Genomic DNA, 23,498 nt, shown 5'->3' on the forward strand with positions numbered 1-23,498 from the left:
TCAGCTTTTCCGTAAATGGCGGATCAGCCAGCGGCCATGTTGCGGTCGCTGGCTCCACGCCAGTGATGAGATAGTGTGCATTACGCTCAGATGATCGAGGATGCGCCGCACATGCTGCTCCACGACCGTGACCGGCCCCTCACTGATATTCTCCAGCTCATCCAGCAGGTTGACCTGTGAGCTTGCCCCATCATATTCCAGCCGCTGCTGGCACCGCTGCAGCGCAATTTCGCAGGATTGCAGATAGCGTTCGGCCAGCGAGGCGGTGAGCATCGTATGTTCGCGCGCCAGAATCGTCATCGCATTAATGTGCTCGACGATAAACTGGCTGTGCGTCACCCACAGCCGCATATCTTTCAGATACTGAGCGTTGAACGCCGGCTCCTGCATTGCCTGATTAAGAGAGTTGAACAGCGCATTGTGTGCCTGATTCACCTGCACGCGCTGGTAAGCCAGCTTGTCCGGTGATTGCTCATTGCCCAGCAACAGCCGCAGCGCATCCTGATAGGCTTCCAGCGCATCATGCGCATTCTGCCGCAATAAGCCGCTCTGCCACTGCGGCCAGAGCCAGAGCATTCCACCAAAGGCGATCAGGCAGCCCATCAGCGTATCCATCAGTCGCGGCAGAAGAAACTGTGCGCCGTTCAGCGACAGCAACTGTAGCGAGTAGACAGCGGTCACCGTGAAGCCAATCATCGACCAGCCATAAAACTGACGGGTAAAGCGGTAGCTGATAAAGGTGATGGCCAGCATGATCAGCAGCACCAGCGACTCCGGCACCGCCAGACGCAGCGTGGCGCCCGCGATCACCAGCCCGGCGAAGGTGCCCAGGGCCCGGTGCTGGATGCGGACGCGGGTGGCGCTGTAGCCGTTCTGGCTGACGAACATAATGGTCATCAGGATCCAGTAGGGCTTGGGAATGTTGAAGAACAGCGCCAGCGCGCTGCCCAGCATCAGCATGACGGCAAAGCGAGCGGCAGTGCGCAGTGCCGAGGAGCGCAGCGAGAGATAGCTTCGCAGGGCGAGCAGCAGCGGCAGGCGGCGCTGGCGATCGGCCATCAGGTCACGCTGATAGAGCGGTTTCTGCGTGCGCAGGACCCGGGCAATCCGGTTGAAGTGATAGAGACAGAAGTGTCCCACCGGATTGTCGGGATGCTGATGCGCGATTTTCTCCAGCGCGCCAAGCTGTTTGTCCATCGCAAAACGTTCGGGTAAGCGGTGGTAAAGAATATTATCCGCCAGCACCCGCAGCCGGGCTGAGATGGTTTTAGCATTCCAGCGAATGACCGCTTCGGCATGGCTTTGCTCAACCAGCTTCTGCACCTCCTCCGGCCGATGCAGGCTGACCGAGATATGTTCCTGCAGATCCAGCGCCACCTGGAAGGCGCGCGTCAGCCGCTTATGACTGTGGTCGCGGCTGGCCGACAGCATGTGCATCTGCTGATAACAGGTGTTGATCAGATCGACGACCTTCTGCTGGCGAGCCAGCAGCGGCGGCAGGGCCTTCTCCGGATCGGTCAGCTGCGTCAGCAGGGTATATTTGGCGTCGCAGTAGTTAGCCAGCTCGCGGTAGATCAGACTCAGGCTTTCGCGCATCGGCTGCTCTTTCCACAGCCAGAACCAGAACCAGTTAAACAGCCCGTACCAGAGCGTACCGCCAATATAGAGCAGCGGCGGAACATAGATCGGCATGCGACCGACCAGGCTCAGAGTGAAGATGGCGGCGATAAGCGTGCCGGGCAGCAGACGACCATGCAGCGGGCTGATCTCCCCGGTCACGCCGAGCAGCAGAGGCATGATAAACAGGATCAGCGGCAGCGGCACCGCCTGCAGGGTGAGCCACTGGATCAGGAAGCTACCGAGAGCAAACAGGCTGCCACCCACGATCAGGCGTTTGAAGAAGCGTTTATGCGGCGTATCCAGACCGGCGATGTTGCAGCAGGCGGGCACCAGCGAGAAGAGCAGTCCTTTTTGAAGGTCACCAGCCAGCCAGCCCAGCGCCACTGGCAGGCAAAGCACCAGCGTCTGCCGCAAGGCGTAGTTCACTTCAGGATGGTAAATTATTCGACGCCACATCGGCTCAGCACAAACAATAACGGCGTGATGTTGCCATCACGCCGTGGGTGACAGGAATCAGCGGGTGCCGTAAACGACGATGGTTTTGCCGTGTGCAGAGATCAGGTTCTGATCTTCCAGCATCTTCAGAATACGGCCCACGGTTTCACGTGAACAACCAACAATCTGGCCAATTTCCTGACGCGTAATTTTAATTTGCATGCCGTCGGGATGCGTCATGGCATCTGGCTGTTTCGCCAGGTTGAGCAGGGTCTGTGCAATGCGTCCGGTAACGTCGAGGAAAGCGAGGTTACCCACTTTTTCAGACGTGACCTGCAGGCGACGCGCCATCTGCGACGAGAGTCGCATCAGGATGTCAGGGTTGACCTGGATCAGCTGACGGAATTTCTTGTATGAAATTTCTGCCACTTCACATGCACTTTTCGCACGTACCCAGGCGCTGCGCTCCTGGCCTTCTTCGAACAGGCCAAGCTCACCAATAAAATCACCCTGATTCAGGTAGGAAAGAATCATCTCTTTGCCTTCTTCATCTTTAATCAGAACCGCGACGGAACCTTTCACGATGTAGTAAAGCGTTTCTGCTTTTTCACCTTGATGAATCAGCGTACTTTTGGATGGATACTTGTGAATATGGCAATGGGACAGGAACCATTCGAGTGTAGGGTCTGTTTGCGGTTTGCCGAGAACCATTCGCTATTATCCTCTGTTGTAATCGTGCCCAAAATACAGGGGGCAGTTTTCCCTGTCAGGCGGTGAAAGCTTCAAGCGTTTTCCATTTCAGGAAATTATTCGGGCCGCATCAGGCGCAGTGCGCATCATTCTTCCCGGCTTCGTCATCGGGTGACGAAAAATATTTTCAGCACTGTTTGTAGCACAGCTTTAGCCGACTGTCTTCTGTTGTCTCGCTTCAGCTACAGGCGGATTTCTCCGGATTGCTGTTTACCAGGCGAAAGCGTACTCTGGCGACAAAACAGCGAATTACGGAGTAAAAATCATGCAGGCAAGAGTGAAATGGGTAGAAGGACTGACATTCCTCGGAGAATCCTCATCCGGCCATCAGATCGTGATGGATGGCAATTCGGGGGATAAAGCGCCCAGCCCAATGGAGATGGTGCTGATGGCAGCGGGTGGATGCAGCGCGATCGACGTGGTATCAATTCTGCAAAAAGGCCGTAACGATGTGACTGATTGTGAAGTAAAACTGACTTCAGAACGTCGTGAAGAGGCGCCGCGGATCTTTACGCATATCAACCTGCATTTTATCGTCAGTGGCAAGGCTCTCCAGGATAAAGTGGTCTCACGCGCAGTGGACCTTTCGGCGGAAAAATATTGCTCGGTCGCCATTATGCTGGGTAAAGGCGTGACGATTACGCACAGCTATGAAGTGATTGAGCTGTAATAGTGAGATTTTTTAACGTTGCGGGCAGTCCGTTGTAAGAACTTACCTGCGCAGGGAGTCCGCTTTAAGAGTGTGGCGGTGCAGAGAACCGGGTCAGAGCGATTTGTGGCGGTTCGCTGTCAGACCGTGCCTGCGCAGGAACCCGGGTCAGCCCGGAAAGTCGCCTGAGCCAATCCCTGGTCGCGCATCCCGCGCGATTACGCACCTCATCCCTGAGGTGCGCCCGTAGTCGGGCCAACGCGTTGCGTTGTTCAAAAACGCTCCCGGCGTTTTTGGCCCGGGCGCGGGACGCTTTTCTCTTCTGACCCGGTTCCCTGCGTATTGAGCTTATGTGCTGCTGTCAGATTCTTTTTTTCCAGGTTTTGTCAGTAGCGACCTTCGTGAAACCGGCGCATTCAGTCCTTTACTCTATTCGTTTGCCTTCCATCAGCCGCTTCACCAGCGGGCCCATAATCAACTCCATCGCCAGCCCCATTTTGCCGCCGGGCACCACCAGCGTATTGATGTGCGAGATAAAGGAGCCCTGCAGCATCGCCAGCAGATAGGGGAAGTCGATATCTTCCAGCGCCTGAAAGTGAATCACCACAAAACTCTCATCCAGTGAGGGGATGGCGCGGGCGGCAAACGGGTTTGAGGTATCCACGGTCGGGACGCGCTGAAAGTTGATATGGGTTCGTGAGAACTGTGGCGTGATGAAGTTAATGTAATCCTCCATCGACCGCACCACCGAATCCATGACCGCTTCACGGGAGTGGCCACGCTCGCTGGTGTCGCGCACCAGCTTCTGGATCCACTCAAGGTTAACTATCGGGACCACCCCGACCAGCAGATCGACCTGCTCCGCTACGTTGTGCTGCGCCGTCACTACACCGCCATGCAGCCCCTCATAGAAAAGAATGTCGGTGTTCTGCGGTAGCGGCTGCCACGGTGTGAAAGTGCCGGGCACCTGATTCCACGGCACCGCCTCATCGTAGGTGTGCAGATATTTGCGCGACTGTCCCTGGCCGCTATAGCCATACTCTTTGAAGCTTTGCTCCAGCAGGCCAAAGTCGTTAGCTTCCGGGCCGAAGTAGCTGATGTGACGTCCTAAATCGCGCGCCTTACGAATCGCCATATCCATTTCAGGACGGGTAAAACGGTGAAAACTGTCGCCTTCCAGCTCCGCTGCACGAAGATTAAGCTGCTGGAAGATTTTGCGAAATGCGAGGCTGGTGGTGGTGGTTCCTGCACCGCTGGAACCAGTCACCGCGATAACAGGATGACGTGCAGACATAGAGAAGCTCCCTGTGAGATCGGGTAACAGGCATTGTTAGCATGAAATGGCTGTGGGCGCATCAGCCACGAAAGGCGTTGCGCGGCATAATATTGACCGATTCATGCAGTTCCGACCACACCAGCACCACTTCACCGCTTTCCAGCTGGCGTCGCACATCCGCCACTTTGTCCAGCAGGCTGCGCTCCTGCTCGCCGTAGTCTGTGCCTTCGCGCAGGACAAAGGTTTCAATCAGGTTTTCAAGGGTCTCAGGCGAGACCTGTTGCCAGGGAATAATCACGAGATCAGTTATCCAGAAAAGGGGCGATCCACTGAGGGATGCGCTGTTCCAGCCACATTTCAGGCTGGCGTAATGAGCCACCGACAAAACCCACATGGCCGCCGTGCGATGTCAGTTGATACGTAATAGTGGCAGATAATTGACCGCTTTGCGGGATCACCTCATCACTCATAAACGGATCGTCACGGGCGTGCAGGATCAGCAGCGGTTTCTCTACCTGCTTCAGCCAGGGCATGGCGCTGGCCCGATGATAGTAATCTGCCGCATCGATAAAACCGTGGGCGCGCGCCGTAATCGCATCATCGAAATCACGCAGCCGCCGCAGCGCCTTTAGCTCGGCCAGATTGACCGGCAGTGTATCCGGCCAGGCGTGCAGTTTACGGCGGGCATTCTTCTTGAGTTGTGCCAGCAGATAGTATTGATAAAAACGTGAAAAACCCTGTTCCAGTTTCACGCTGCAGGGTTCCAGCATCAGTGGCGCAGAAACAATGACGCCTGCGTCGATCTCTGCAGTGGCACCTTCCTGACCCAGCAGGCAACCCAGCATGTTACCGCCCAGCGAAAAACCCACGGCGGCGGTGGGCACGCGGCCCCAGCGGGTGTGCAGCCAGCGCAGGAAAAAGCGGGCATCCTCGGTTTCACCTGAATGATAGATGCGGTTCAGCCGGTTAGGTTCGCCGCTGCAGCCGCGAAAATGCATCACGACCGCCAGCCAGCCGCGCGCGCGGCAGATCGCCATCAGGCCGTGAATATAGGGGCTGTGAAAACTTCCCTCCAGCCCGTGAAACAGCACCACGCGCGGCTTATGCTGCGCAAACTGCGGATCTTCACTCCAGGCAAGATCGACAAAATCGCCATCGGGCAGATCGAGACGCTGCCAGTGAGGCACCAGCGTGCTGCGCCGGCGTAACAGACGCGGCAACACGGTCTGCAGATGTGCGTTACGCAGCGCGGCAGGCGGCGTAAACTGCTCGTTTTCCGGTCCGGAAAATTTCATGTGGTAAAAGCTTGTCTGTTCCATATCACACTGTTAGCTTCGAGAGGTTTTTTCTTGCCGGGGCAGGGAGTACCCGATTGTCATGGAACTGAGTCTTTTCTTATCAATGTTGGGCTTTCTCTGGGTCGCGGCAATTACGCCCGGACCCAATAATATGTTACTCACCGCCTCGGGCGCCAATTTTGGCTTCATGCGCACCTTTCCACTGATGATTGGCATCATGATCGGGATGCAGGTGATGCTGCTGATGGTAGCCTTTGGCGTGGGCGGCCTGATCCTGCTCTATCCTCCGCTGCACCTGGTGCTGAAAATTGCCGGCAGCCTCTATCTGCTCTGGCTGGCATGGAAGATAGCGACGTCCAGCTATGAGAAGCTGGAGACCGATCAGGCGCCGGATGCGCCCATGCCGTTCTGGCAGGGCGGGCTGCTGCAGCTGATCAATCCCAAAGCCTGGCTGATGGCGCTGGGCGCGGTCGCCAGCTTCAGCCTGGCCGGTGACGGCTACCGTCACTCCGTGATGGCGATCAGTGTCGGCATGTTTCTGGTTAATCTGGTGTCGGGCGTTATCTGGATGGGATTTGGCGCAATGATTGGCCGTATCCTGCGTAGCCGTCGCGCCTGGAAATGCTTTAACCTGGCGATGGGGCTGCTGACCGCCGCCTGCGTACTGCTAATCTGGCACTGAGTCAGCTGGATGCGCGTTCAACGCGCGTCCAGGGCAACACTTCATGGATCACCGGAGTATGAGGCTGACGGATCTTCTGCAGCAGTAACTGCACGCTGCGCGCCCCCAGCTCGTTCATTGGCTGCTCAATGGTGGTCAGCGGCGGATTGAGGCTGCGGGTAAAGGGCACGCCATCAAAGCCCACCACCGCCAGATCCTGCGGCACGCGCAGGCCTGCTTCCAGCGCCGCGTGGACCACGCCCACCGCCAGCACATCGGACACAGCAAACACCGCATCGGGCGGCTGCGGCAGCGCCATCAGTTCACGCAACGCCTGACTGCCCGCCTCGGGCGTGATTTCATAGGTATAGGCCACGGCAGACCACGCATGGCCCAGCTCCTCTATCGCCTGCCGGTACCCTTTTTCGCGATGATGCGAGTAAAGGTAACGCATATCGCCATTCACCAGCCCGATGCGCTGACGCCCTTTACCGGCGAGGTAGTGGACGGTGTCACGCGCCGCCTCAAGGTGGTCAATGCTCACGGAGGAAGCGGGGATCGCGGGATCGAATTCGCAGCACTGTACCCAGGGCGCGCCCGCAATCAGCGTCTGCAGATCCTGTAAGCCGGACGCGGCATCCATGGTAATGACGCCATCCACCACTTTGCCGGTCAGCAGGCTCAGATAGGCGGCTTCGCGCTGAAGCTGCGAGGCGGAGTTGCAGAGCAGGATATGGTAGCCATGCAGTTCGGCTTCGGCCTCAATGCCCTGAACCACACGGGAGCAGAAGGGGTTTGTGATATCCGAGATCAGCACCAGCAGCATGTGGCTTTGCGCCGTACGCAACTGACGCGCCAGCAGGTTGGGCTGATAGTCGCAGGCAGAGATTGCCGCCAGAACTTTCTCACGCGTGTGAGGCTTTACGCCGGGATGCGCGTTGAGAACCCGCGATACCGTGGCTTTAGAGACGCCAGCCAGTTGAGCGACTTTCTCGATCGACATCAGATACAGAGACCTTAACAGGCAGTGATTGGGAATGCATATCAATAACACAGGGGCAATGTGAGCGCCTGACATTTTTGCTTACTTTAGCCTTTTTCAGCAATTGCGATTTCTGACTTACGTTTGCAGATAGTGATCTAAGAACTTATTTCTATAGAGGATAATTTTTAGTTCCTTTATGAAATTATAGCGTCCGGAGACACTGCCCTCACAATAAAACAGTGGGGACGCGATCATGGCAGTAACACGTTTAACATTTTTAGCGGCGGCGCTGGCGCTGCTGGCTTTCAGGGCAGAGGCGGTCAATGTCACCGTCGCCTGGCAGACCTCTGCTGAACCGGCAAAGGTGGCGCAGGCCGACAACAGTTTTGCTAAAGCGAGCGGGGCCAGCGTTGACTGGCGCAGGTTCGACAGCGGTGCGGGCGTGCTCCGCGCGCTGGCCTCCGGTGATGTGCAGATTGGCAACATCGGCTCCAGCCCGCTGGCGGTTGCGGCAGCGCAGAAGTTGCCAATCGAAGCCTTTTTACTCGCCTCTCAGCTGGGTAACTCTGAAGCGCTGGTGGTGAAGAAGAGCATCACGAATCCCCAGGATCTCATCGGCAAGCGTATTGCCGTGCCGTTTATCTCCACCACTCATTACAGCCTGCTGGCGGCTCTGAAGCACTGGGGCATTAAGCCGTCGCAGGTCCAGCTGGTGAACCTGCAGCCACCCGCCATTATCGCGGCCTGGCAGCGGGGCGATATTGATGGGGCCTACGTCTGGGCACCGGCGGTGAACGCGCTGGAAAAAGAGGGCAGGGTGTTAACCGATTCGGCGGAAGTGGGACGCTGGGGATCGCCAACGCTGGATGTCTGGGTGGTGCGCAAGGATTTTGCGGAGCAGCATCCGGAGATCGTCACCGCCTTCGCCCGCAGTGCGATCGAGGCGCAGCAGGCCTACCTTAACGGCCCAGATAACTGGCTGAAGCAGCCTGAGAACCTCAGTAAGCTCTCCCGCCTGAGCGGGGTACCGGAAGCCCAGGTGCCGGGTCTGGTCAAAGGCAATACCTACCTTACGGCACAGCAGCAGGTTGAGCAGCTGGACAAACCGGTCAATAAAGCGATCGTCGATACCGCTCAGTTCCTGAAAGCACAGGGCAGAGTGCCGCAGGCGGACAACGACTACAGCAGCTACGTGACTTCACGCTTTGTCGCGCCACTCGTAAAACCGTAAGGAGGCACCATGCTGCGCATCGCTCACCTCAATGCCCGCTATGCCGGACAGCCGGTGTTGCAGGATATCAACCTGCAGCTGGACAGCCATGAACTGCTGGTAATACTCGGCCCGTCCGGCTGTGGCAAAACGACCCTGCTCAATCTGGTTGCCGGATTCCTGCCGGTGGAGTCGGGCAGCATCATGCTGGACAACCAGCAGGTGACCGGGCCAGGCGCGGAACGCGGCGTGGTGTTTCAGCATGAAGGTCTGCTGCCGTGGCGTAACGTGCTGGAGAACGTGGCCTTTGGCCTGCAACTGGCCGGGATGGCACGTCAGGCACGGGAAAACATCGCGCGGAGGCTTATCAGGCAGGTTGGCCTGGAAGGTGCGGAAAAGCGCGCCATCTGGCAGCTCTCCGGCGGTCAGCGCCAGCGGGTCGGCATCGCGCGTGCGCTGGCCACCGATCCGCAACTGCTGCTATTAGATGAACCGTTCGGCGCGCTGGATGCCTTTACCCGTGAGCAAATGCAGACCCTGCTGCTGACGCTGTGGCGCGACAGTGGAAAACAGATCCTGCTGATTACGCACGATATTGAAGAGGCGATCTTCCTCGCCACTGAACTGATCCTGCTGTCGCCAGGACCAGGCCGCATCGTTGAGCGGCTGCGCCCCGGTTTCGGTCAGCGCTTTGCCACGGGCGAGTCGTGCCGCAGCATCAAATCCGATCCGGACTTTATCGCTCAGCGTGAATATGTGCTGAGCCGGGTATTCGACCAGCGGGAGGCGTTTACATGAGCGCATTCATTCACGACAAGTCGCTGCTGGTTCGTCATCGCCTGCGCTGGCCCTTTTCGATCCCCTTTACGCTGAGTTTAGTGAGCCTTTCACTGCTGTTACTGATCTGGTGGGGCGTGACCGCGCTGGGCCTGATCGCGCCGCTCTTTTTGCCGTCGCCGCAGCAGGTGTTCAGCAAGCTGCTGGTGATCGCCAGCGCGCAGGGTTTTATGGATGCCACGCTATGGCAGCACCTGGCCGCCAGTCTGACGCGGATGGTGATTGCGCTGACGGCCGCGGCGGCGATTGGCATTCCGGTGGGGATCCTGATGGGACTCAGCCCGGTCGCACGTGGGCTGCTCGACCCGCTGATCGAACTCTATCGGCCGATTCCGCCGCTCGCCTATCTGCCGCTGATGGTGATCTGGTTCGGTATCGGGGAAACCTCGAAGATCCTGCTGATCACTCTGGCCATCTTCGCGCCGGTCACGCTCTCAACCCTGGCGGGCGTGCGTAGCACGCAGCAGGTGCGGCTGCGGGCGGCGCGCTCACTGGGGGCGAATCGCTGGCAACTGCTGCGCTGGGTAATTCTGCCCGGTGCGCTGCCGGCCATCCTCACCGGCCTGCGTATTGGCCTTGGGGTGGGCTGGTCCACCCTGGTGGCGGCGGAACTGATTGCCGCCACACGGGGCCTGGGATTTATGGTGCAGTCGGCGGGCGAGTTTCTCGCCACGGATGTGGTGCTGGCAGGGATCGCAGTGATCGCCCTTATCGCTTTTAGTCTGGAACTCGGGCTGCGCGCGTTGCAGCGTCGCCTGACGCCCTGGAGTGGAGAACAGTCATGAATGAACGTCTCAGTTTTACCCCGCTTGGTCCCTTGATTGGCGCGCAGGTTGCAAACCTGGATGTCTCACGCCCGCTAAGCGATGCGCAGTTTGAGCAGCTCTATCACGGCCTGCTGCGTCACCAGGTGCTGTTTCTGCGCGACCAGAAAATCACGCCGGAACAGCACCGGGCGCTGGCGGTACGCTTTGGCGATCTGCATATTCATCCGGTCTATCCCCATGCGGAGGGCGTGGAGGAGATCATCGTGCTGGACACCCACCAGGATAATCCGCCGGACAACGACAACTGGCACACTGATGTCACCTTTATTGACACGCCACCGGCCATCGCCCTGCTGGCCTCAAAGGTGCTGCCGGAAGCGGGCGGCGATACGCTCTGGACCAGCGGGATTGCGGCTTATGAGGCGCTCTCTGAACCTTTTAAGCAGCTGCTGGCCGGCCTCCGCGCCGAGCATGATTTTACAAAGTCCTTCCAGGAGTTTAAATACCGCAAAACGGAAGAGGAGCACCAGCGCTGGCAGCAGGCGGTGGCGAAGCATCCGCCGGTGCAGCATCCGGTCATCCGTACCCACCCGGTCAGCGGCAGGAAAGCGCTGTTTGTGAATGAGGGCTTTACCACGCGGATTGAGGATCTCAGCGAGAAGGAGAGCGATGCGGTGCTGAGCTTTCTGTTTGCCCACGCCACTAAACCGGAGTTTCAGGTGCGCTGGCGCTGGCAGCCAGACGATCTGGCTATCTGGGATAACCGGGTAACGCAGCATTATGCTAATGCTGACTACTATCCTGCCCGGCGGATCATGCAGCGGGCGACGGTGCTGGGCGACAGGCCCCGCTAAGCGCGCCGCGTTCTCCCTGCGGGCAGGGAGAACGCCCGCGTGTCAGGCACTCATCATCTGTTCGAGCTGTTCCTGCGCATCGAGCCACGCCATCTCAACCTCTTCCAGCGCCGATTTACTCTCCGCCTGACGCTGCAGCGCCGTGGTCAGATCGGCTTTACGCCCCGGCTCATAAATCGCACTGTCGGAGAGCTGCGCTTCCGCCTCGGCGAGCTGGCTCTGCCACTTGCTCATCTGCTTTTCCAGTTTCTCGATCTCTTTACGCAGCGGCTGCGTCTGGGTGCGCAGTTCGGCATCGCGGCGCTTCTGATCTTTGCGCGCCTGGGCGCTGTTGCCGTTATCGGCCTTCGGGGCAGCCTCCTGCTGCGCCTGCTGCTTTTGCAGGTCGCTCAGCCACTGCTGATAATCTTCAAGATCGCCGGCAAAGACATCAACTTTGCCATCGTGCACCAGATAGAGGTCGTCGGTGGTGGCACGCAGCAGATGTCGGTCGTGCGAGACCACCACCAGCGCACCTTCGAAATCAATCAGCGCCTCGGTCAGCGCCTGACGCATATCGAGATCCAGGTGGTTGGTCGGTTCATCGAGCAGCAGCAGGTTAGGGCGCTGCCAGACAATCAGTGCCAGCACCAGTCGCGCTTTCTCTCCGCCGGAAAAGCGTGCCGTGTTTTCAGTGACCTTGTCGCCACGGAAATCGAAACCACCCAGATAGTCGCGCAGCTGCTGCTCCAGCACGTTGGGTGCAATGCGCGCCAGATGCTGAAGCGGCGATTCGTCGGCCCGCAGATACTCCAGCTGATGCTGGGCGAAGTAGCCGAGCTTGATCCCTTTCGACAGCCCGATCTTGCCCTCCATCGCCTCCAGTTCACCCGCCAGTAGCTTAATCAGCGTCGATTTACCGGCACCGTTGCGCCCCAGCAGACCGATGCGTGAACCCGGCACCAGGTTAAGTTTGATGGCGTCCAGAATAATGCGATCGCCATAACCCGCAGTAACCTTCTCCATCTTCAGCAGTGGATTGGGCAGGCTTTCCGGCTTGCGGAAGGTAAAACTGAATGGATTGTCGACGTGGGCGGGCGCGATCATCTCCATGCGTTCCAGCATCTTAATGCGACTCTGCGCCTGCTTGGCTTTGGTCGCCTGAGCACGGAAGCGGTCGATATAGCTTTGCAGGTGTGCCACTTTCAGCTGCTGGCTCTCATACAGCGACTGCTGCTGTGCCAGTTTGGCGACGCGCTGCCGCTCAAAGGAGCTGTAGTTGCCGGTATATTCGAACATCGACGCCTGTTCGATATGAATGATTTTGTCGACGACCGGATCGAGAAAATCACGATCGTGTGAGATCAGGATCAGCGTGCCTTCATAACTCTTCAGCCAGCGCTCCAGCCAGATCACGGCATCGAGATCCAGGTGGTTGGTGGGTTCATCCAGCAGCAGCAGGTCGGAGCGACAAATCAGCGCCTGCGCCAGGTTGAGTCGCATGCGCCAGCCACCCGAGAAGTCGCTGACCGGGCGTTGCAGCTGCTCCTGGCTGAAGCCCAGACCGTGCAGCAGGCTTGAGGCGCGTGCATGGATGCTCCACGCCTGCACGGCATCCAGTTTGCCATGCAGCAGCGCGATGGCATTGCCATCGTCACGCCGATTAGCGTCCGCCAGTTCTGCCTCCAGCTGGCGATAGACGCGGTCACCGTCGATGACATACTCCAGCGCGGCTTTGTCGAGCGCCGGGGTTTCCTGATTCACCCAGGCCAGCGCCCAGTGTGCCGGAAGCGTAACGGTGCCGGCATCGCTGGTGATTTCACCTTTTAACAGCGACAGCAGCGTGGATTTACCACAACCGTTTTTTCCCACCAGCCCGACCTTCTGACCGGGATTAATGGTGGCGGTGGCGTTGTCGAGCAGGACGCGGATGCCGCGGCGAATTTGTAAGGCAGAGAAGACAATCATGTAAGCGCCGTATCGTCAGAATATGTTAATTTACTGGCAACATAATGAGGATTTTGCTGCGTCGTGCATGGTAGCGGAAAACCGCCTCAATGACGACGCTTTGGAGGGAAAGGATGTCGCAGCCACCGAGGGTATTACTGATTTTTGCTCATCCGGAACTGCAGGATTCGGTGGCTAACCGGATTTTGCTGCAGCCGGCTCAGGCGCTGGAACAGGTTACCGTCCACGATCTGTACGCGACCTATCCGGATTTTTTTATTGATATTCACCACGAACAGCAGCTGCTGCGTGAACATGATGTCATCGTTTTTCAACATCCTCTCTATACCTATAGCTGTCCGGCTTTACTGAAAGAGTGGCTGGATCGCGTGTTGTCGCGCGGCTTCGCCAACGGCGTGGATGGCAATGCGCTGGAAGGGAAGTACTGGCGCAGCGTCGTCACTACCGGAGAGCCGGAAAGTGCCTTTAAACAGCAGGGACTGAACCGCTACTCGCTCAATGACATTATGCGTCCTTTTGAGCTGACCGCGCAGATGTGCCGGATGCACTGGATGCCGCCGATGATCGTCTACTGGGCGCGTCGTCAGGGGCCGGAATTAATGAAAAACTACGCCCGCGCCTATGGCGACTGGCTGGCAGCACCGCTGCCGAACGGAGGAGTATAGATGGAAGGACAAACGCTGCTGACCGCCGGGGTGATCTATCTGGTCGCGGCGGTCTTGCTGGTACCGGTAGCCGCTCGCCTTGGGATTGGTGCCGTGCTGGGTTATCTGGTCGCGGGTATCGCGATCGGTCCGTGGGGATTAGGCTTTATCAGCGACGTCGACGAGATTCTCCATTTCTCGGAGCTTGGCGTGGTTTTCCTGATGTTTATTATCGGGCTGGAGCTGAACCCGGCAAAGTTGTGGGCGCTGCGCCGCTCCATTTTTGGGGTCGGTGCGGCGCAGGTGATCTTCTCCGCCGCGATTCTCGGCGGTTTGTTGTGGCTGACGGACTTTAGCTGGCAGGCGGCAATTATCGGTGGCATCGGCCTGGCGATGTCCTCAACCGCTATGGCGCTGCAGCTGATGATGGACAAGGGGATGAACCGCAGCGAAGCGGGGCAACTGGGCTTCTCGGTTCTGCTGTTTCAGGATATCGCAGTTATTCCTGCGCTGGCGCTCATCCCGCTGCTGGCGGGCACAGACAGCGGACATATTGACTGGATGAAAGTCGGCATGAAGGTCGTGGCGTTTGCCGGAATGCTGTTAGGCGGACGCTATCTGCTGCGCCCCATCTTCCGCTATATCGCGGCCTCAGGCGTGCGCGAGGTCTTTACGGCGGCCTCATTGCTGCTGGTCTTAGGCTCGGCACTCTTTATGGATGCGCTGGGGCTGTCGATGGCGCTGGGCACCTTTATCGCCGGTATTCTGCTGGCAGAGAGCGAGTATCGTCATGAACTGGAAGTCGCGATCGAGCCGTTTAAAGGGTTACTGCTGGGGCTGTTCTTTATCTCGGTCGGCATGGCGCTCAACCTTGGGGTGCTCTATACCCATATTGTGACCATCCTGCTGGGCGTGATCACGCTGGTGGCGGTGAAAACGGTGGTGCTCTACCTGCTGGCCCGCATTTATGGTCTGCGCAGTTCCGAGCGGCAGCAGTTTGCCGGGGTGCTGAGTCAGGGCGGCGAGTTCGCTTTTGTACTCTTTTCTGCAGCGTCGTCGGCAAAACTTTTCGCTGGCGATCAGCTGCCAATGCTGCTGGTCACCGTCACGCTGTCGATGATGACGACGCCGCTGCTGATGCAGGGAATCGATCGCCTGCTGGCGCGACGTTTCAACGAGCCGGACGACGAGGCTGAAAAGCATTTTGTTGAAGATGACCAGCCGCAGGTGATTGTGGTGGGCTTTGGTCGCTTCGGGCAGGTGGTGGGTCGTTTGCTGATGGCGAATAACAAACGTATTACCGTGCTGGAGCGCGACATCAGTGCGGTCAACCTGATGCGCAGATATGGCTATAAGGTCTATTACGGCGACGCTACTGAGCTGGAGCTGCTGCGGGCAGCCGGTGCGGCCAGCGCCCAGTCGATAGTGATTACCTGTAGTGAGCCGGAAGATGTGATGACGATCGTGCATCTCTGCCAGCAGCACTTTCCGCAGTTGCAGATCCAGGCGCGTGCCCGCGGTCGTGTAGAAGCGCATGAGCTGTTACAGGCCGGCGTAACGCAGTTCTCGCGTGAAACCTTCTCCAGTGCGCTGGAGCTGGGACGCAAGACATTGATGTCGCTGGGAATGCATCCGCATCAGGCGCACCGCGCCCAGCAGCATTTCCGCCGGCTTGATATGCGGATGCTGCGCGAGCTGATGCCGAATCCGGCTGAAAGCGCTCAGGCCTCACGCGTCCGTGAAGCGCGGCGTGAACTGGAAGATATCTTCCAGCGCGAAATGCAGCGTGAGAAGCGGCAGATCGACGGCTGGGACGATGACCAACAACCTCTTTAAACAGGCAGAAGCTGATGCGTAAACGTTTTATTGCAGGTGCGACATGCCCGCACTGCCAGGAGAAGGACACGCTGGCGATGTGGCGTGAAAATAATATTGATGTGGTGGAGTGCGTAAAATGTGGTCACCAGATGCGTGAGGCCGATAAGCAGGCCCGCGATCAGGTTCGCACGAATGAGCAGGTTATCGGCATTTTCCATCCGGAATAGCCTTAGCAACCAGCTTTTTTTACGCTTAAACTTACAGCGGCATTGAATTCCGTTACAATTGACGCCATTAAGGCTCGAGTCGCAAGAGAAAGTGAAACCCCTCTTGTACTCAGCCCCGAACCTTTCTGGTTGGTGTTATTGCACGCAAGAATAGACCAATGAGACGGGATCTCAGTTCTCAACGGTTAGGAGATATCATGAAAGTAGCAAAAGACCTGGTGGTAAGCCTGGCCTATCAGGTACGTACAGAAGACGGCGTGTTAGTTGACGAGTCACCGGTGAGCGCACCGTTAGACTACCTGCACGGTCATGGTTCCCTGATTTCTGGTCTGGAAAATGCGCTGGAAAACCACGTTGCCGGCGACAAGTTTGATGTGCATATCCCGGCAAACGACGCTTACGGTCAGTATGACGACAACCTGGTGCAGCGCGTTCCTAAAGACGTCTTCATGGGCGTGGATGAACTGCAGGTTGGCATGCGCTTCCTGGCAGAAACCGATCAGGGCCCGGTACCGGTAGAAATCACCGAAGTGGAAGACGATCACGTCGTGGTTGATGGTAACCACATGCTGGCGGGTCAGAACCTGAACTTCAACGTTGAAGTGGTTGCTATCCGTGAAGCCACACCGGAAGAGCTGGCTCATGGCCACGTTCACGGTGCTGATGGCCATCATCATGACCACGATCACGGTCACGACCACGATCACGATAAAGGCGGTTGTGGCACAGGCGGCTGCGGCTGCAGCCACTAAGTCTCAACAGACCGTTCAAGGCCACCTCCGGGTGGCCTTTCTTTTAGTGGTCATCGGTTCCGGCGCGTCTGATTAACGTGCGCTTAATAGTGCGGCGGAGGGGTCTCTTCAGATTGAAAGGCGACCATGGAAGGCGCATTGGCCTTAAGCTTGTCGGTTAAAATGCGCATCTGCTCCCGCAGCTTACTCATCTGCAGTTCGTGCTCCACCACCGCATTGTTCAGCTGATCAATCGTCATCTCCTGAAAGGCCAGTTTGCTCTCTAACGTCTCCAGACGCTGTTCCCACTCAGATTGTTGCATGACCTGTTCCTCTGTTAAGGTGCGACTCGGGGCGTGATTCTACGACCTGACTGCCAGGAATCACCTGTTTTTTTCACGATCTCCGGCGTTACGCTTGAAAAAAGGAGGCGCGCCATCATCTCTGATGAAACTTCCCGATGTTATAAAGGTCGGAGGTAGACCGGGTAATCACATTGTGGGAGTGTTCGACACTGCCACGTAAAGTTATAGTGTGGACCCTCAAGTCCGCAATGTTTCCCGAGGTTAGACGCTTCGGTTTTGGAGAAAGGATGAAATCACTGTTTAAAGTCACATTGTTAGCTACCACAATGGCTGTTGCGCTGAACGCTCCGCTGGCAATGGCGGCAGACACGGCTGCGGCACCACAGGCTGCACCAGCCGCGGCGGCACAGACTGCGCCACAGGTACCGAAAAACGCGGCCTTCAAAGATGAAGACCAGCAGTCTGCTTACGCACTGGGTGCTTCACTGGGTCGCTACATGGACAACTCCCTGAAGGAGCAGGAAAAACTGGGCATCAAACTGGATAAGCAGCAGCTGATCGCTGGTGTTCAGGATGCATTTGGTGGCAAGAGCAAACTCTCTGATGAAGAGATTGAGCAGACGCTGCAAGCCTTCGAAGGTCGCGTGAAAGGCGCAGCCTCAGCGAAAATGGAAAAAGATGCGAAAGAGAACGCGGATAAGGGCGAAGCTTACGCAACCAAATTTGCTAAAGAGAGCGGTGTGAAAAAATCTGAAACCGGTCTGCTCTATAAAGTAGAGAAAGAGGGCACCGGCGACGCACCTAAAGACAGTGACACCGTTGTGGTGAACTACAAAGGAACGCTGATCGACGGCACGGAGTTCGATAATTCTTACACCCGTGGCGAGCCACTCTCATTCCGTCTGGATGGTGTTATTCCGGGCTGGACTGAAGGTCTGAAGCACGTGAAGAAAGGCGGTAAGATCAAGCTGGTGATCCCACCACAGCTGGCTTACGGTAAAAACGGCGTACCAGGTATCCCGGCGAACTCTACCCTGGTGTTCGACGTTGAACTGCTGGATATCAAACCGGCGCCAAAGGCCGATGAAAAAGCACAGGCGCCAGCGCCTGCTGCCGCTGCACCGAAAGCGCAGTAATCTGCCAGCCGCCGCCTCCGGGCGGCGGTTTCACTTCTGCTTCACGACAAACCTCTGGCATAAGCCGACGACATTTGCCAGACTAATGCCTGCCGAATTATCCCAATATTGAGTCTGCCCATAAGCCGCTGTGACAGGCTCCAGCCATTCAGGGTGAAACTCTTCCATGTCTAATCCATTCAATCCGGGTGAACTGAGCGACTTCGATCTGCTTGAACAGCGCCCGTTCGAACAAACTGATTACGATATTCTGAAATCGTACGAGGCTGTCGTGGATGGCCTGGCTATGCTGATCGGCTCCCATTGCGAAATTGTCCTGCACTCGCTTGAAGATCTTAAATGTTCAGCGGTGCGAATCGCCAATGGTGAGCACACGGGACGTAAAGTTGGTTCGCCAATCACCGACTTAGCGCTGCGTATGCTGCACGATATGCATGGGGCAGACAGTAATGTGTCGCGTGCCTATTTCACCCGGGCCAAAAGCGGCGTGCTGATGAAGTCGGTCACCATCGCTATCCGTAACCGCCAGCAGCGGGTGATTGGCCTGCTCTGTATCAACATGAATCTGGATGTGCCGTTCTCGCAGATTATGTCGACCTTTATGCCACCTGAAATGCAGCAGGTGGATTCCAGCGTTAACTTCGCCAGCTCGGTAGATGACCTGGTAATGCAGACGCTGGAGTTCACCATCGAAGAGGTGAGTGCGGACCGCAATGTCTCAAACAACGCCAAGAATCGTCAGATCGTGCTGAATCTGTATGAGAAGGGGATCTTCGATATCAAGGATGCAATTAACCAGGTTGCGGATCGCCTGAACATCTCGAAGCATACGGTCTACCTCTATATTCGCCAGTTTAAGAATGGCGACTTCCAGGGGCAGGAGAGGTAATGCGTTATACCCTGCTGGTCACCGGCCCGGCTTATGGTACGCAACAGGCGACCAGCGCCTGGCTGTTTGCCCGTGCGCTACTGACGGCGGGCCATCAGCTTGACAGCGTTTTCTTCTATCGGGAAGGGGTGCTGAACGCGAACCAGCTCACTGCGCCAGCCAGCGATGAGTTCGATCTGGTCCGGGCGTGGCAGACATTACATCAGGAGCAGGGCGTGGCACTGAATATTTGTGTGGCGGCCGCACTGCGGCGTGGCGTGAGCGATGCGCAGGAGTCGGCCCGGCTTCAGCTCGCGGCCAGTAACCTCCAGCCGGGCTTTACCCTGAGCGGGCTGGGTGCGCTGGCCGAGGCGGCGCTGCGCTGCGAACGTCTGGTGCAGTTCTGATGAATCGGGTCGCATTTGTGTTTACTCAGGCTCCGCACGGCAGCAGTGCCGGACGTGAAGGGCTGGACGCGGCGCTGGCAACGGGTGCGCTCAGTGAGGATATTGGGCTGTTTTTTATTGGCGATGGCGTACTCCAGCTTAATCTGAATCAGCAACCCGGGATGATAAAGAGCCGCCACTATGCGGCCACGTTTGGCGTACTGGCTTTATACGATATTGAGCAGTGCTATCTCTGCCGGACATCGTTGCTGGCGCGTGGTCTGGCTATGGAAGCAGAGCGGTTGCTGGACGTTACGCTGCTGGATGCGCCCGCGTTGCGCCAGACACTGGCCAGTTACGACCGCATCCTGACGTTTTAAGAGGCGCGAATGCTGCACACTTTACTGCACTCCCCGTCACACAGCGATCTTGAAACGCTGATATTGATGACAGAAGCCGGAGACGACCTGCTGCTGCTGCAGGATGGGGTTCTGGCAGCCGTGGCGGGCAGCCGCGCATTGCAGACGCTGGCTGCCAGCCCTGCCACGCTGTGGGTACTGGAGGAGGATGTCCAGGCGCGCGGGCTCGCTGGACAAATTTCGACCAGCGTGCAATCCGTAGACTATAATGGGTTTGTCACGTTAACGATCAGGCATCCTCAACAAATGGTCTGGTGATCGGCTAAAACCTGGTTATTTCTTGACACCCCTTTGACGCAGCCCTAAAATTCTGCCTCCTCGTAATTCTACGAGGCGTTTTATTACGTGTTTACGAAGCAAAAGCAAATCCAGGAGCTATTTAATGGCAACAGTTAACCAGCTGGTTCGCAAACCACGCGTCCGCAAAGTTGCAAAGAGCAACGTGCCGGCGCTGGAAGCTTGCCCGCAAAAACGTGGCGTTTGTACTCGTGTGTACACCACCACTCCTAAGAAACCAAACTCCGCACTGCGTAAAGTTTGCCGTGTGCGCCTGACCAACGGTTTTGAAGTCACCTCCTACATCGGCGGTGAAGGTCACAACCTGCAGGAGCACTCCGTGATCCTGATCCGTGGCGGTCGTGTAAAAGACCTGCCAGGTGTGCGTTACCACACCGTTCGTGGCGCGCTGGACTGCTCAGGTGTTAAAGACCGTAAGCAGGCTCGCTCCAAGTACGGCGTGAAGAAGCCAAAGGCTTAATGGTTCTCCGTTAAGTAAGGCCAAACGTTTTAAATTAAATGTCAAAATAAACTCATAGAGTTTTGGACAATCCTGAATTAACAACGGAGTATTTCCATGCCACGTCGTCGCGTCATTGGTCAGCGTAAAATTCTGCCAGATCCTAAGTTCGGATCAGAGCTGCTGGCCAAATTTGTAAATATCCTGATGGTAGATGGTAAAAAATCTACTGCAGAATCTATCGTTTATACCGCGCTTGAGACCTTGGCTCAGCGTTCAGGTAAAAACTCCCTGGAAGCCTTTGAAGTAGCGCTGGAAAACGTGCGTCCGACTGTCGAAGTTAAGTCACGTCGCGTTGGTGGTTCTACTTATCAGGTACCAGTTGAAGTCCGTCCGGTTCGTCGTAATGCCCTGGCAATGCGCTGGATCGTAGATGCTGCTCGTAAACGCGGTGATAAATCAATGGCTCTTCGCCTGGCGAACGAACTTTCTGATGCTGCAGACAACAAAGGTACTGCAGTTAAGAAACGTGAAGACGTTCACCGCATGGCTGAAGCCAACAAGGCGTTCGCTCACTACCGTTGGTAATGACCACGTAGTTGTCGTTAAACCAGCGGGCGCTCAGATAGCCAACCCGCTGGGGTCGACTTACCTTGAACGTCCGAGAATCAGAGGAATCAAATGGCTCGTAAAACACCCATTGCTCGCTACCGTAACATCGGTATCAGTGCGCACATCGACGCCGGTAAGACTACCACTACCGAACGCGTTCTGTTCTACACCGGTGTAAACCACAAAATCGGTGAAGTACATGACGGCGCAGCAACCATGGACTGGATGGAGCAGGAACAGGAACGTGGTATTACCATCACTTCCGCTGCGACCACCTGTTACTGGTCTGGTATGGCCAAGCAGTTTGAACCACACCACATCAACATCATCGACACCCCTGGACACGTTGACTTCACCATCGAAGTTGAACGTTCTATGCGTGTGCTTGATGGCGCGGTAATGGTTTACTGTGCAGTTGGTGGCGTTCAGCCACAGTCTGAAACCGTATGGCGTCAGGCTAACAAATATAAAGTTCCACGCATTGCGTTCGTTAACAAAATGGACCGCATGGGTGCTAACTTCCTGAAAGTTGTTAACCAGATGGAAGTTCGTCTGGGCGCAACTCCAGTTCCTCTGCAGCTGGCTATCGGCGCAGAAGAGAAATTCACCGGTGTTGTTGACCTGGTGAAAATGAAAGCAATCAACTGGAACGACGCCGACCAGGGTGTAACCTTCGACTACGAAGATATTCCAGCTGATATGCAGGAACTGGCTGAAGAGTGGCGTGGCAAGCTGATCGAAGCAGCTGCAGAAGCCTCTGAAGAGCTGATGGAGAAATTCTTCAGCGGTGAAGAGCTGAGCGAAGAAGAGATCAAAACTGCTCTGCGTAAGCGCGTTCTGAACAACGAAATCATCCTGGTAACCTGTGGTTCTGCATTTAAGAACAAAGGTGTTCAGGCGATGCTGGATGCCGTTGTTGAATATCTGCCAGCACCGACTGACGTTACCGCGATCAACGGTATGCTGGACGACGGTAAAGACACGCCGGCTGTTCGTCACTCAGACGACAACGAGCCGTTTGCTGCACTGGCGTTCAAAATCGCTACCGACCCGTTTGTAGGTAACCTGACCTTCTTCCGCGTTTACTCTGGTGTTGTTAACACTGGTGACACCGTGTTCAACCCGGTTAAGTCAAACCGTGAGCGTCTGGGCCGTATCGTTCAGATGCACGCTAACAAGCGTGAAGAAATCAAAGAAGTCCGTGCGGGTGATATCGCAGCTGCGATCGGCCTGAAAGATGTGACCACTGGTGACACCCTGTGTGACCCGGATAACGTCATCATCCTTGAGCGCATGGAGTTCCCGGAGCCGGTAATCTCTATCGCCGTTGAACCAAAAACCAAAGCTGACCAGGAAAAAATGGGTCTGGCTCTGGGCCGTCTGGCTAAAGAAGACCCATCATTCCGCGTATGGACTGATGAAGAATCTAACCAGACCATCATCGCCGGTATGGGTGAGCTGCACCTCGACATCATCGTTGACCGTATGAAGCGTGAATTCAACGTCGAAGCGAATGTGGGTAAACCACAGGTTGCTTACCGTGAAGCGATCCGCTCTAAAGTTACCGATATCGAAGGTAAACACGCCAAGCAGTCTGGTGGTCGTGGTCAGTATGGTCATGTTGTTATCGACATGTACCCACTTGAGCCGGGTTCGAACCCGAAAGGCTACGAATTTATCAACGATATCAAAGGTGGTGTAGTTCCTGGTGAATACATCCCTGCGGTTGATAAAGGTATCCAGGAGCAGCTGAAATCAGGCCCACTGGCTGGTTACCCGGTTGTGGATCTGGGTGTTCGTCTGCACTTTGGTTCTTACCATGATGTCGACTCCTCAGAACTGGCGTTTAAACTGGCTGCGTCTATCGCCTTCAAACAGGGCTTCAAACAAGCGCAACCTGTTCTGCTTGAGCCTATCATGAAGGTTGAAGTTGAAACGCCAGAAGAGAACACGGGTGATGTCATCGGTGACCTTAGCCGTCGTCGTGGTATGCTTAAAGGGCAGGAATCTAACGCTACTGGCGTTCAGATTCACGCTGAAGTTCCGCTGTCTGAAATGTTCGGATACGCAACTCAGCTGCGTTCTCTGACCAAAGGTCGTGCTTCTTACTCCATGGAGTTCCTGAAGTATGACGATGCGCCGAACAACGTAGCGCAGGCCGTTATTGAAGCTCGTAGCAAATAAGCTACGGTTTAAATTTGAACTGATGCCTTCACCCAAGGGTGAAGGCACAACGTAAGGAATTATCGCCATGGCGAAAGAGCAATTTCAGCGTAACAAACTGCACGTAAACGTGGGCACCATCGGTCACGTTGACCACGGTAAAA

Annotated in this window: 26 protein-coding genes and 1 pseudogene; 19 read left to right on the top strand and 8 right to left on the bottom strand. The window is 56.4% G+C overall.

The window, feature by feature from the left end:
* Both RT657_RS13665 and crp read right to left on the bottom strand, forming a co-directional pair.
* Positions 1-2,076, bottom strand: coding sequence for a YccS/YhfK family putative transporter (locus tag RT657_RS13665; RefSeq protein ID WP_313655100.1), 2,076 nt, complete (start codon positions 2,074-2,076; stop codon positions 1-3).
* Positions 2,077-2,133: 57 nt separating this feature from the next.
* The gene (gene crp, locus RT657_RS13670) at positions 2,134-2,766 is read right to left on the bottom strand and encodes a cAMP-activated global transcriptional regulator CRP (RefSeq protein WP_003852956.1); all 633 of its coding nucleotides are present in this window, start codon (positions 2,764-2,766) and stop codon (positions 2,134-2,136) included.
* A gap of 304 nt (positions 2,767-3,070) precedes the next feature.
* On the opposite strand from crp, the gene RT657_RS13675 reads away from it, so the two are divergent.
* A complete protein-coding gene (locus RT657_RS13675) occupies positions 3,071-3,475 on the top strand; it encodes an OsmC family protein (protein ID WP_313655102.1) in 405 nt (134 codons plus the stop codon).
* Between the two features lie 403 nt (positions 3,476-3,878).
* Here the strand turns inward: RT657_RS13675 and RT657_RS13680 are convergent, their stop codons facing one another.
* From RT657_RS13680 to RT657_RS13690, 3 genes are all read right to left on the bottom strand, one after another.
* Positions 3,879-4,748 carry a phosphoribulokinase gene (locus tag RT657_RS13680; protein ID WP_313655103.1) on the bottom strand — a complete coding sequence of 290 codons (870 nt, stop codon included), beginning with the start codon at positions 4,746-4,748 and terminating at the stop codon, positions 3,879-3,881.
* A gap of 61 nt (positions 4,749-4,809) precedes the next feature.
* On the bottom strand, positions 4,810-5,028 hold the full coding sequence (locus RT657_RS13685) for a YheU family protein (RefSeq protein ID WP_111139709.1): 219 nt from the start codon (positions 5,026-5,028) through the stop codon (positions 4,810-4,812).
* A gap of 4 nt (positions 5,029-5,032) precedes the next feature.
* The gene (locus tag RT657_RS13690) at positions 5,033-6,049 is read right to left on the bottom strand and encodes a hydrolase (RefSeq protein ID WP_313655104.1); all 1,017 of its coding nucleotides are present in this window, start codon (positions 6,047-6,049) and stop codon (positions 5,033-5,035) included.
* 58 nt (positions 6,050-6,107) lie between these two features.
* Here RT657_RS13690 and RT657_RS13695 point away from each other — a divergent pair, with 58 nt between their 5' ends.
* The gene (locus RT657_RS13695; protein WP_313655105.1) at positions 6,108-6,710 is read left to right on the top strand and encodes a LysE family translocator; all 603 of its coding nucleotides are present in this window, start codon (positions 6,108-6,110) and stop codon (positions 6,708-6,710) included.
* Position 6,711: 1 nt separating this feature from the next.
* Here the strand turns inward: RT657_RS13695 and RT657_RS13700 are convergent, their stop codons facing one another.
* A complete protein-coding gene (locus RT657_RS13700) occupies positions 6,712-7,692 on the bottom strand; it encodes a LacI family DNA-binding transcriptional regulator (RefSeq protein WP_313655106.1) in 981 nt (326 codons plus the stop codon).
* Positions 7,693-7,927: 235 nt separating this feature from the next.
* Between RT657_RS13700 and tauA the strand changes: the two genes are divergently transcribed.
* Genes tauA through tauD form a run of 4 tightly spaced genes read left to right on the top strand, consistent with a single transcriptional unit; the run spans position 7,928 to position 11,342 of the window.
* Positions 7,928-8,905 carry a taurine ABC transporter substrate-binding protein gene (gene tauA / locus RT657_RS13705; protein ID WP_313655107.1) on the top strand — a complete coding sequence of 326 codons (978 nt, stop codon included), beginning with the start codon at positions 7,928-7,930 and terminating at the stop codon, positions 8,903-8,905.
* A 9-nt stretch (positions 8,906-8,914) separates the two neighbouring features.
* Positions 8,915-9,682 carry a taurine ABC transporter ATP-binding subunit gene (tauB, locus tag RT657_RS13710; protein ID WP_313655108.1) on the top strand — a complete coding sequence of 256 codons (768 nt, stop codon included), beginning with the start codon at positions 8,915-8,917 and terminating at the stop codon, positions 9,680-9,682.
* Entirely contained in the window at positions 9,679-10,506 is an 828-nt protein-coding gene (gene tauC, locus RT657_RS13715) for a taurine ABC transporter permease TauC (protein WP_313655109.1), read from the top strand. The genes tauB and tauC overlap by 4 nt, the downstream gene beginning before the upstream one ends.
* Positions 10,503-11,342 (top strand): taurine dioxygenase, encoded by an 840-nt coding sequence (tauD, locus tag RT657_RS13720; protein WP_313655110.1) that lies wholly within the window; start codon positions 10,503-10,505, stop codon positions 11,340-11,342. The genes tauC and tauD overlap by 4 nt, the downstream gene beginning before the upstream one ends.
* Positions 11,343-11,384: 42 nt before the next feature.
* Here tauD and RT657_RS13725 read toward each other — a convergent pair whose 3' ends face one another.
* Positions 11,385-13,289 carry an ABC transporter ATP-binding protein gene (locus RT657_RS13725; protein WP_313655111.1) on the bottom strand — a complete coding sequence of 635 codons (1,905 nt, stop codon included), beginning with the start codon at positions 13,287-13,289 and terminating at the stop codon, positions 11,385-11,387.
* Positions 13,290-13,402: 113 nt separating this feature from the next.
* On the opposite strand from RT657_RS13725, the gene kefG reads away from it, so the two are divergent.
* The 4 genes from kefG to slyD all read left to right on the top strand — a co-directional run bounded on the left by kefG (position 13,403) and on the right by slyD (position 16,730).
* A complete protein-coding gene (gene kefG, locus RT657_RS13730) occupies positions 13,403-13,954 on the top strand; it encodes a glutathione-regulated potassium-efflux system ancillary protein KefG (protein ID WP_313655112.1) in 552 nt (183 codons plus the stop codon).
* Positions 13,955-15,769 (top strand): glutathione-regulated potassium-efflux system protein KefB, encoded by a 1,815-nt coding sequence (gene kefB, locus RT657_RS13735; protein WP_313655114.1) that lies wholly within the window; start codon positions 13,955-13,957, stop codon positions 15,767-15,769.
* A gap of 14 nt (positions 15,770-15,783) precedes the next feature.
* The gene (locus RT657_RS13740; RefSeq protein ID WP_313655115.1) at positions 15,784-15,978 is read left to right on the top strand and encodes a YheV family putative zinc ribbon protein; all 195 of its coding nucleotides are present in this window, start codon (positions 15,784-15,786) and stop codon (positions 15,976-15,978) included.
* 197 nt (positions 15,979-16,175) lie between these two features.
* A complete protein-coding gene (gene slyD, locus RT657_RS13745) occupies positions 16,176-16,730 on the top strand; it encodes a peptidylprolyl isomerase (RefSeq protein WP_313655116.1) in 555 nt (184 codons plus the stop codon).
* An 83-nt stretch (positions 16,731-16,813) separates the two neighbouring features.
* On the opposite strand, the gene RT657_RS13750 is transcribed toward slyD, so the two are convergent.
* Positions 16,814-17,032 (bottom strand): SlyX family protein, encoded by a 219-nt coding sequence (locus tag RT657_RS13750; RefSeq protein ID WP_313655117.1) that lies wholly within the window; start codon positions 17,030-17,032, stop codon positions 16,814-16,816.
* A 269-nt stretch (positions 17,033-17,301) separates the two neighbouring features.
* Here RT657_RS13750 and fkpA point away from each other — a divergent pair, with 269 nt between their 5' ends.
* The 9 genes and pseudogenes from fkpA to RT657_RS13795 all read left to right on the top strand — a co-directional run.
* The gene (fkpA, locus tag RT657_RS13755) at positions 17,302-18,150 is read left to right on the top strand and encodes an FKBP-type peptidyl-prolyl cis-trans isomerase (RefSeq protein WP_313655118.1); all 849 of its coding nucleotides are present in this window, start codon (positions 17,302-17,304) and stop codon (positions 18,148-18,150) included.
* A gap of 166 nt (positions 18,151-18,316) precedes the next feature.
* Entirely contained in the window at positions 18,317-19,039 is a 723-nt protein-coding gene (locus RT657_RS13760; protein ID WP_111139695.1) for a transcriptional regulator, read from the top strand.
* Positions 19,039-19,425, top strand: a complete 387-nt coding sequence (tusD, locus tag RT657_RS13765) for a sulfurtransferase complex subunit TusD (protein WP_313655120.1) — start codon at positions 19,039-19,041, stop codon at positions 19,423-19,425. The genes RT657_RS13760 and tusD overlap by 1 nt, the downstream gene beginning before the upstream one ends.
* On the top strand, positions 19,425-19,784 hold the full coding sequence (gene tusC / locus RT657_RS13770; RefSeq protein WP_313655122.1) for a sulfurtransferase complex subunit TusC: 360 nt from the start codon (positions 19,425-19,427) through the stop codon (positions 19,782-19,784). The genes tusD and tusC overlap by 1 nt, the downstream gene beginning before the upstream one ends.
* A gap of 9 nt (positions 19,785-19,793) precedes the next feature.
* Positions 19,794-20,081: a sulfurtransferase complex subunit TusB gene (gene tusB, locus RT657_RS13775; RefSeq protein ID WP_313655123.1), complete on the top strand. Its 288-nt coding sequence runs from the start codon at positions 19,794-19,796 to the stop codon at positions 20,079-20,081.
* A 124-nt stretch (positions 20,082-20,205) separates the two neighbouring features.
* Positions 20,206-20,580: a 30S ribosomal protein S12 gene (gene rpsL, locus RT657_RS13780; RefSeq protein ID WP_003852912.1), complete on the top strand. Its 375-nt coding sequence runs from the start codon at positions 20,206-20,208 to the stop codon at positions 20,578-20,580.
* A 96-nt stretch (positions 20,581-20,676) separates the two neighbouring features.
* Positions 20,677-21,147, top strand: a complete 471-nt coding sequence (gene rpsG, locus RT657_RS13785; RefSeq protein ID WP_313655124.1) for a 30S ribosomal protein S7 — start codon at positions 20,677-20,679, stop codon at positions 21,145-21,147.
* 93 nt (positions 21,148-21,240) lie between these two features.
* Entirely contained in the window at positions 21,241-23,355 is a 2,115-nt protein-coding gene (gene fusA, locus RT657_RS13790; protein WP_313655126.1) for an elongation factor G, read from the top strand.
* Between the two features lie 67 nt (positions 23,356-23,422).
* Positions 23,423-23,498 (top strand): annotated as a pseudogene (locus RT657_RS13795) (elongation factor Tu); the annotation flags it as partial.

It is taken from the genome of Pantoea sp. (assembly GCF_032114055.1).
Taxonomy (GTDB): Bacteria; Pseudomonadota; Gammaproteobacteria; order Enterobacterales; family Enterobacteriaceae; genus Pantoea.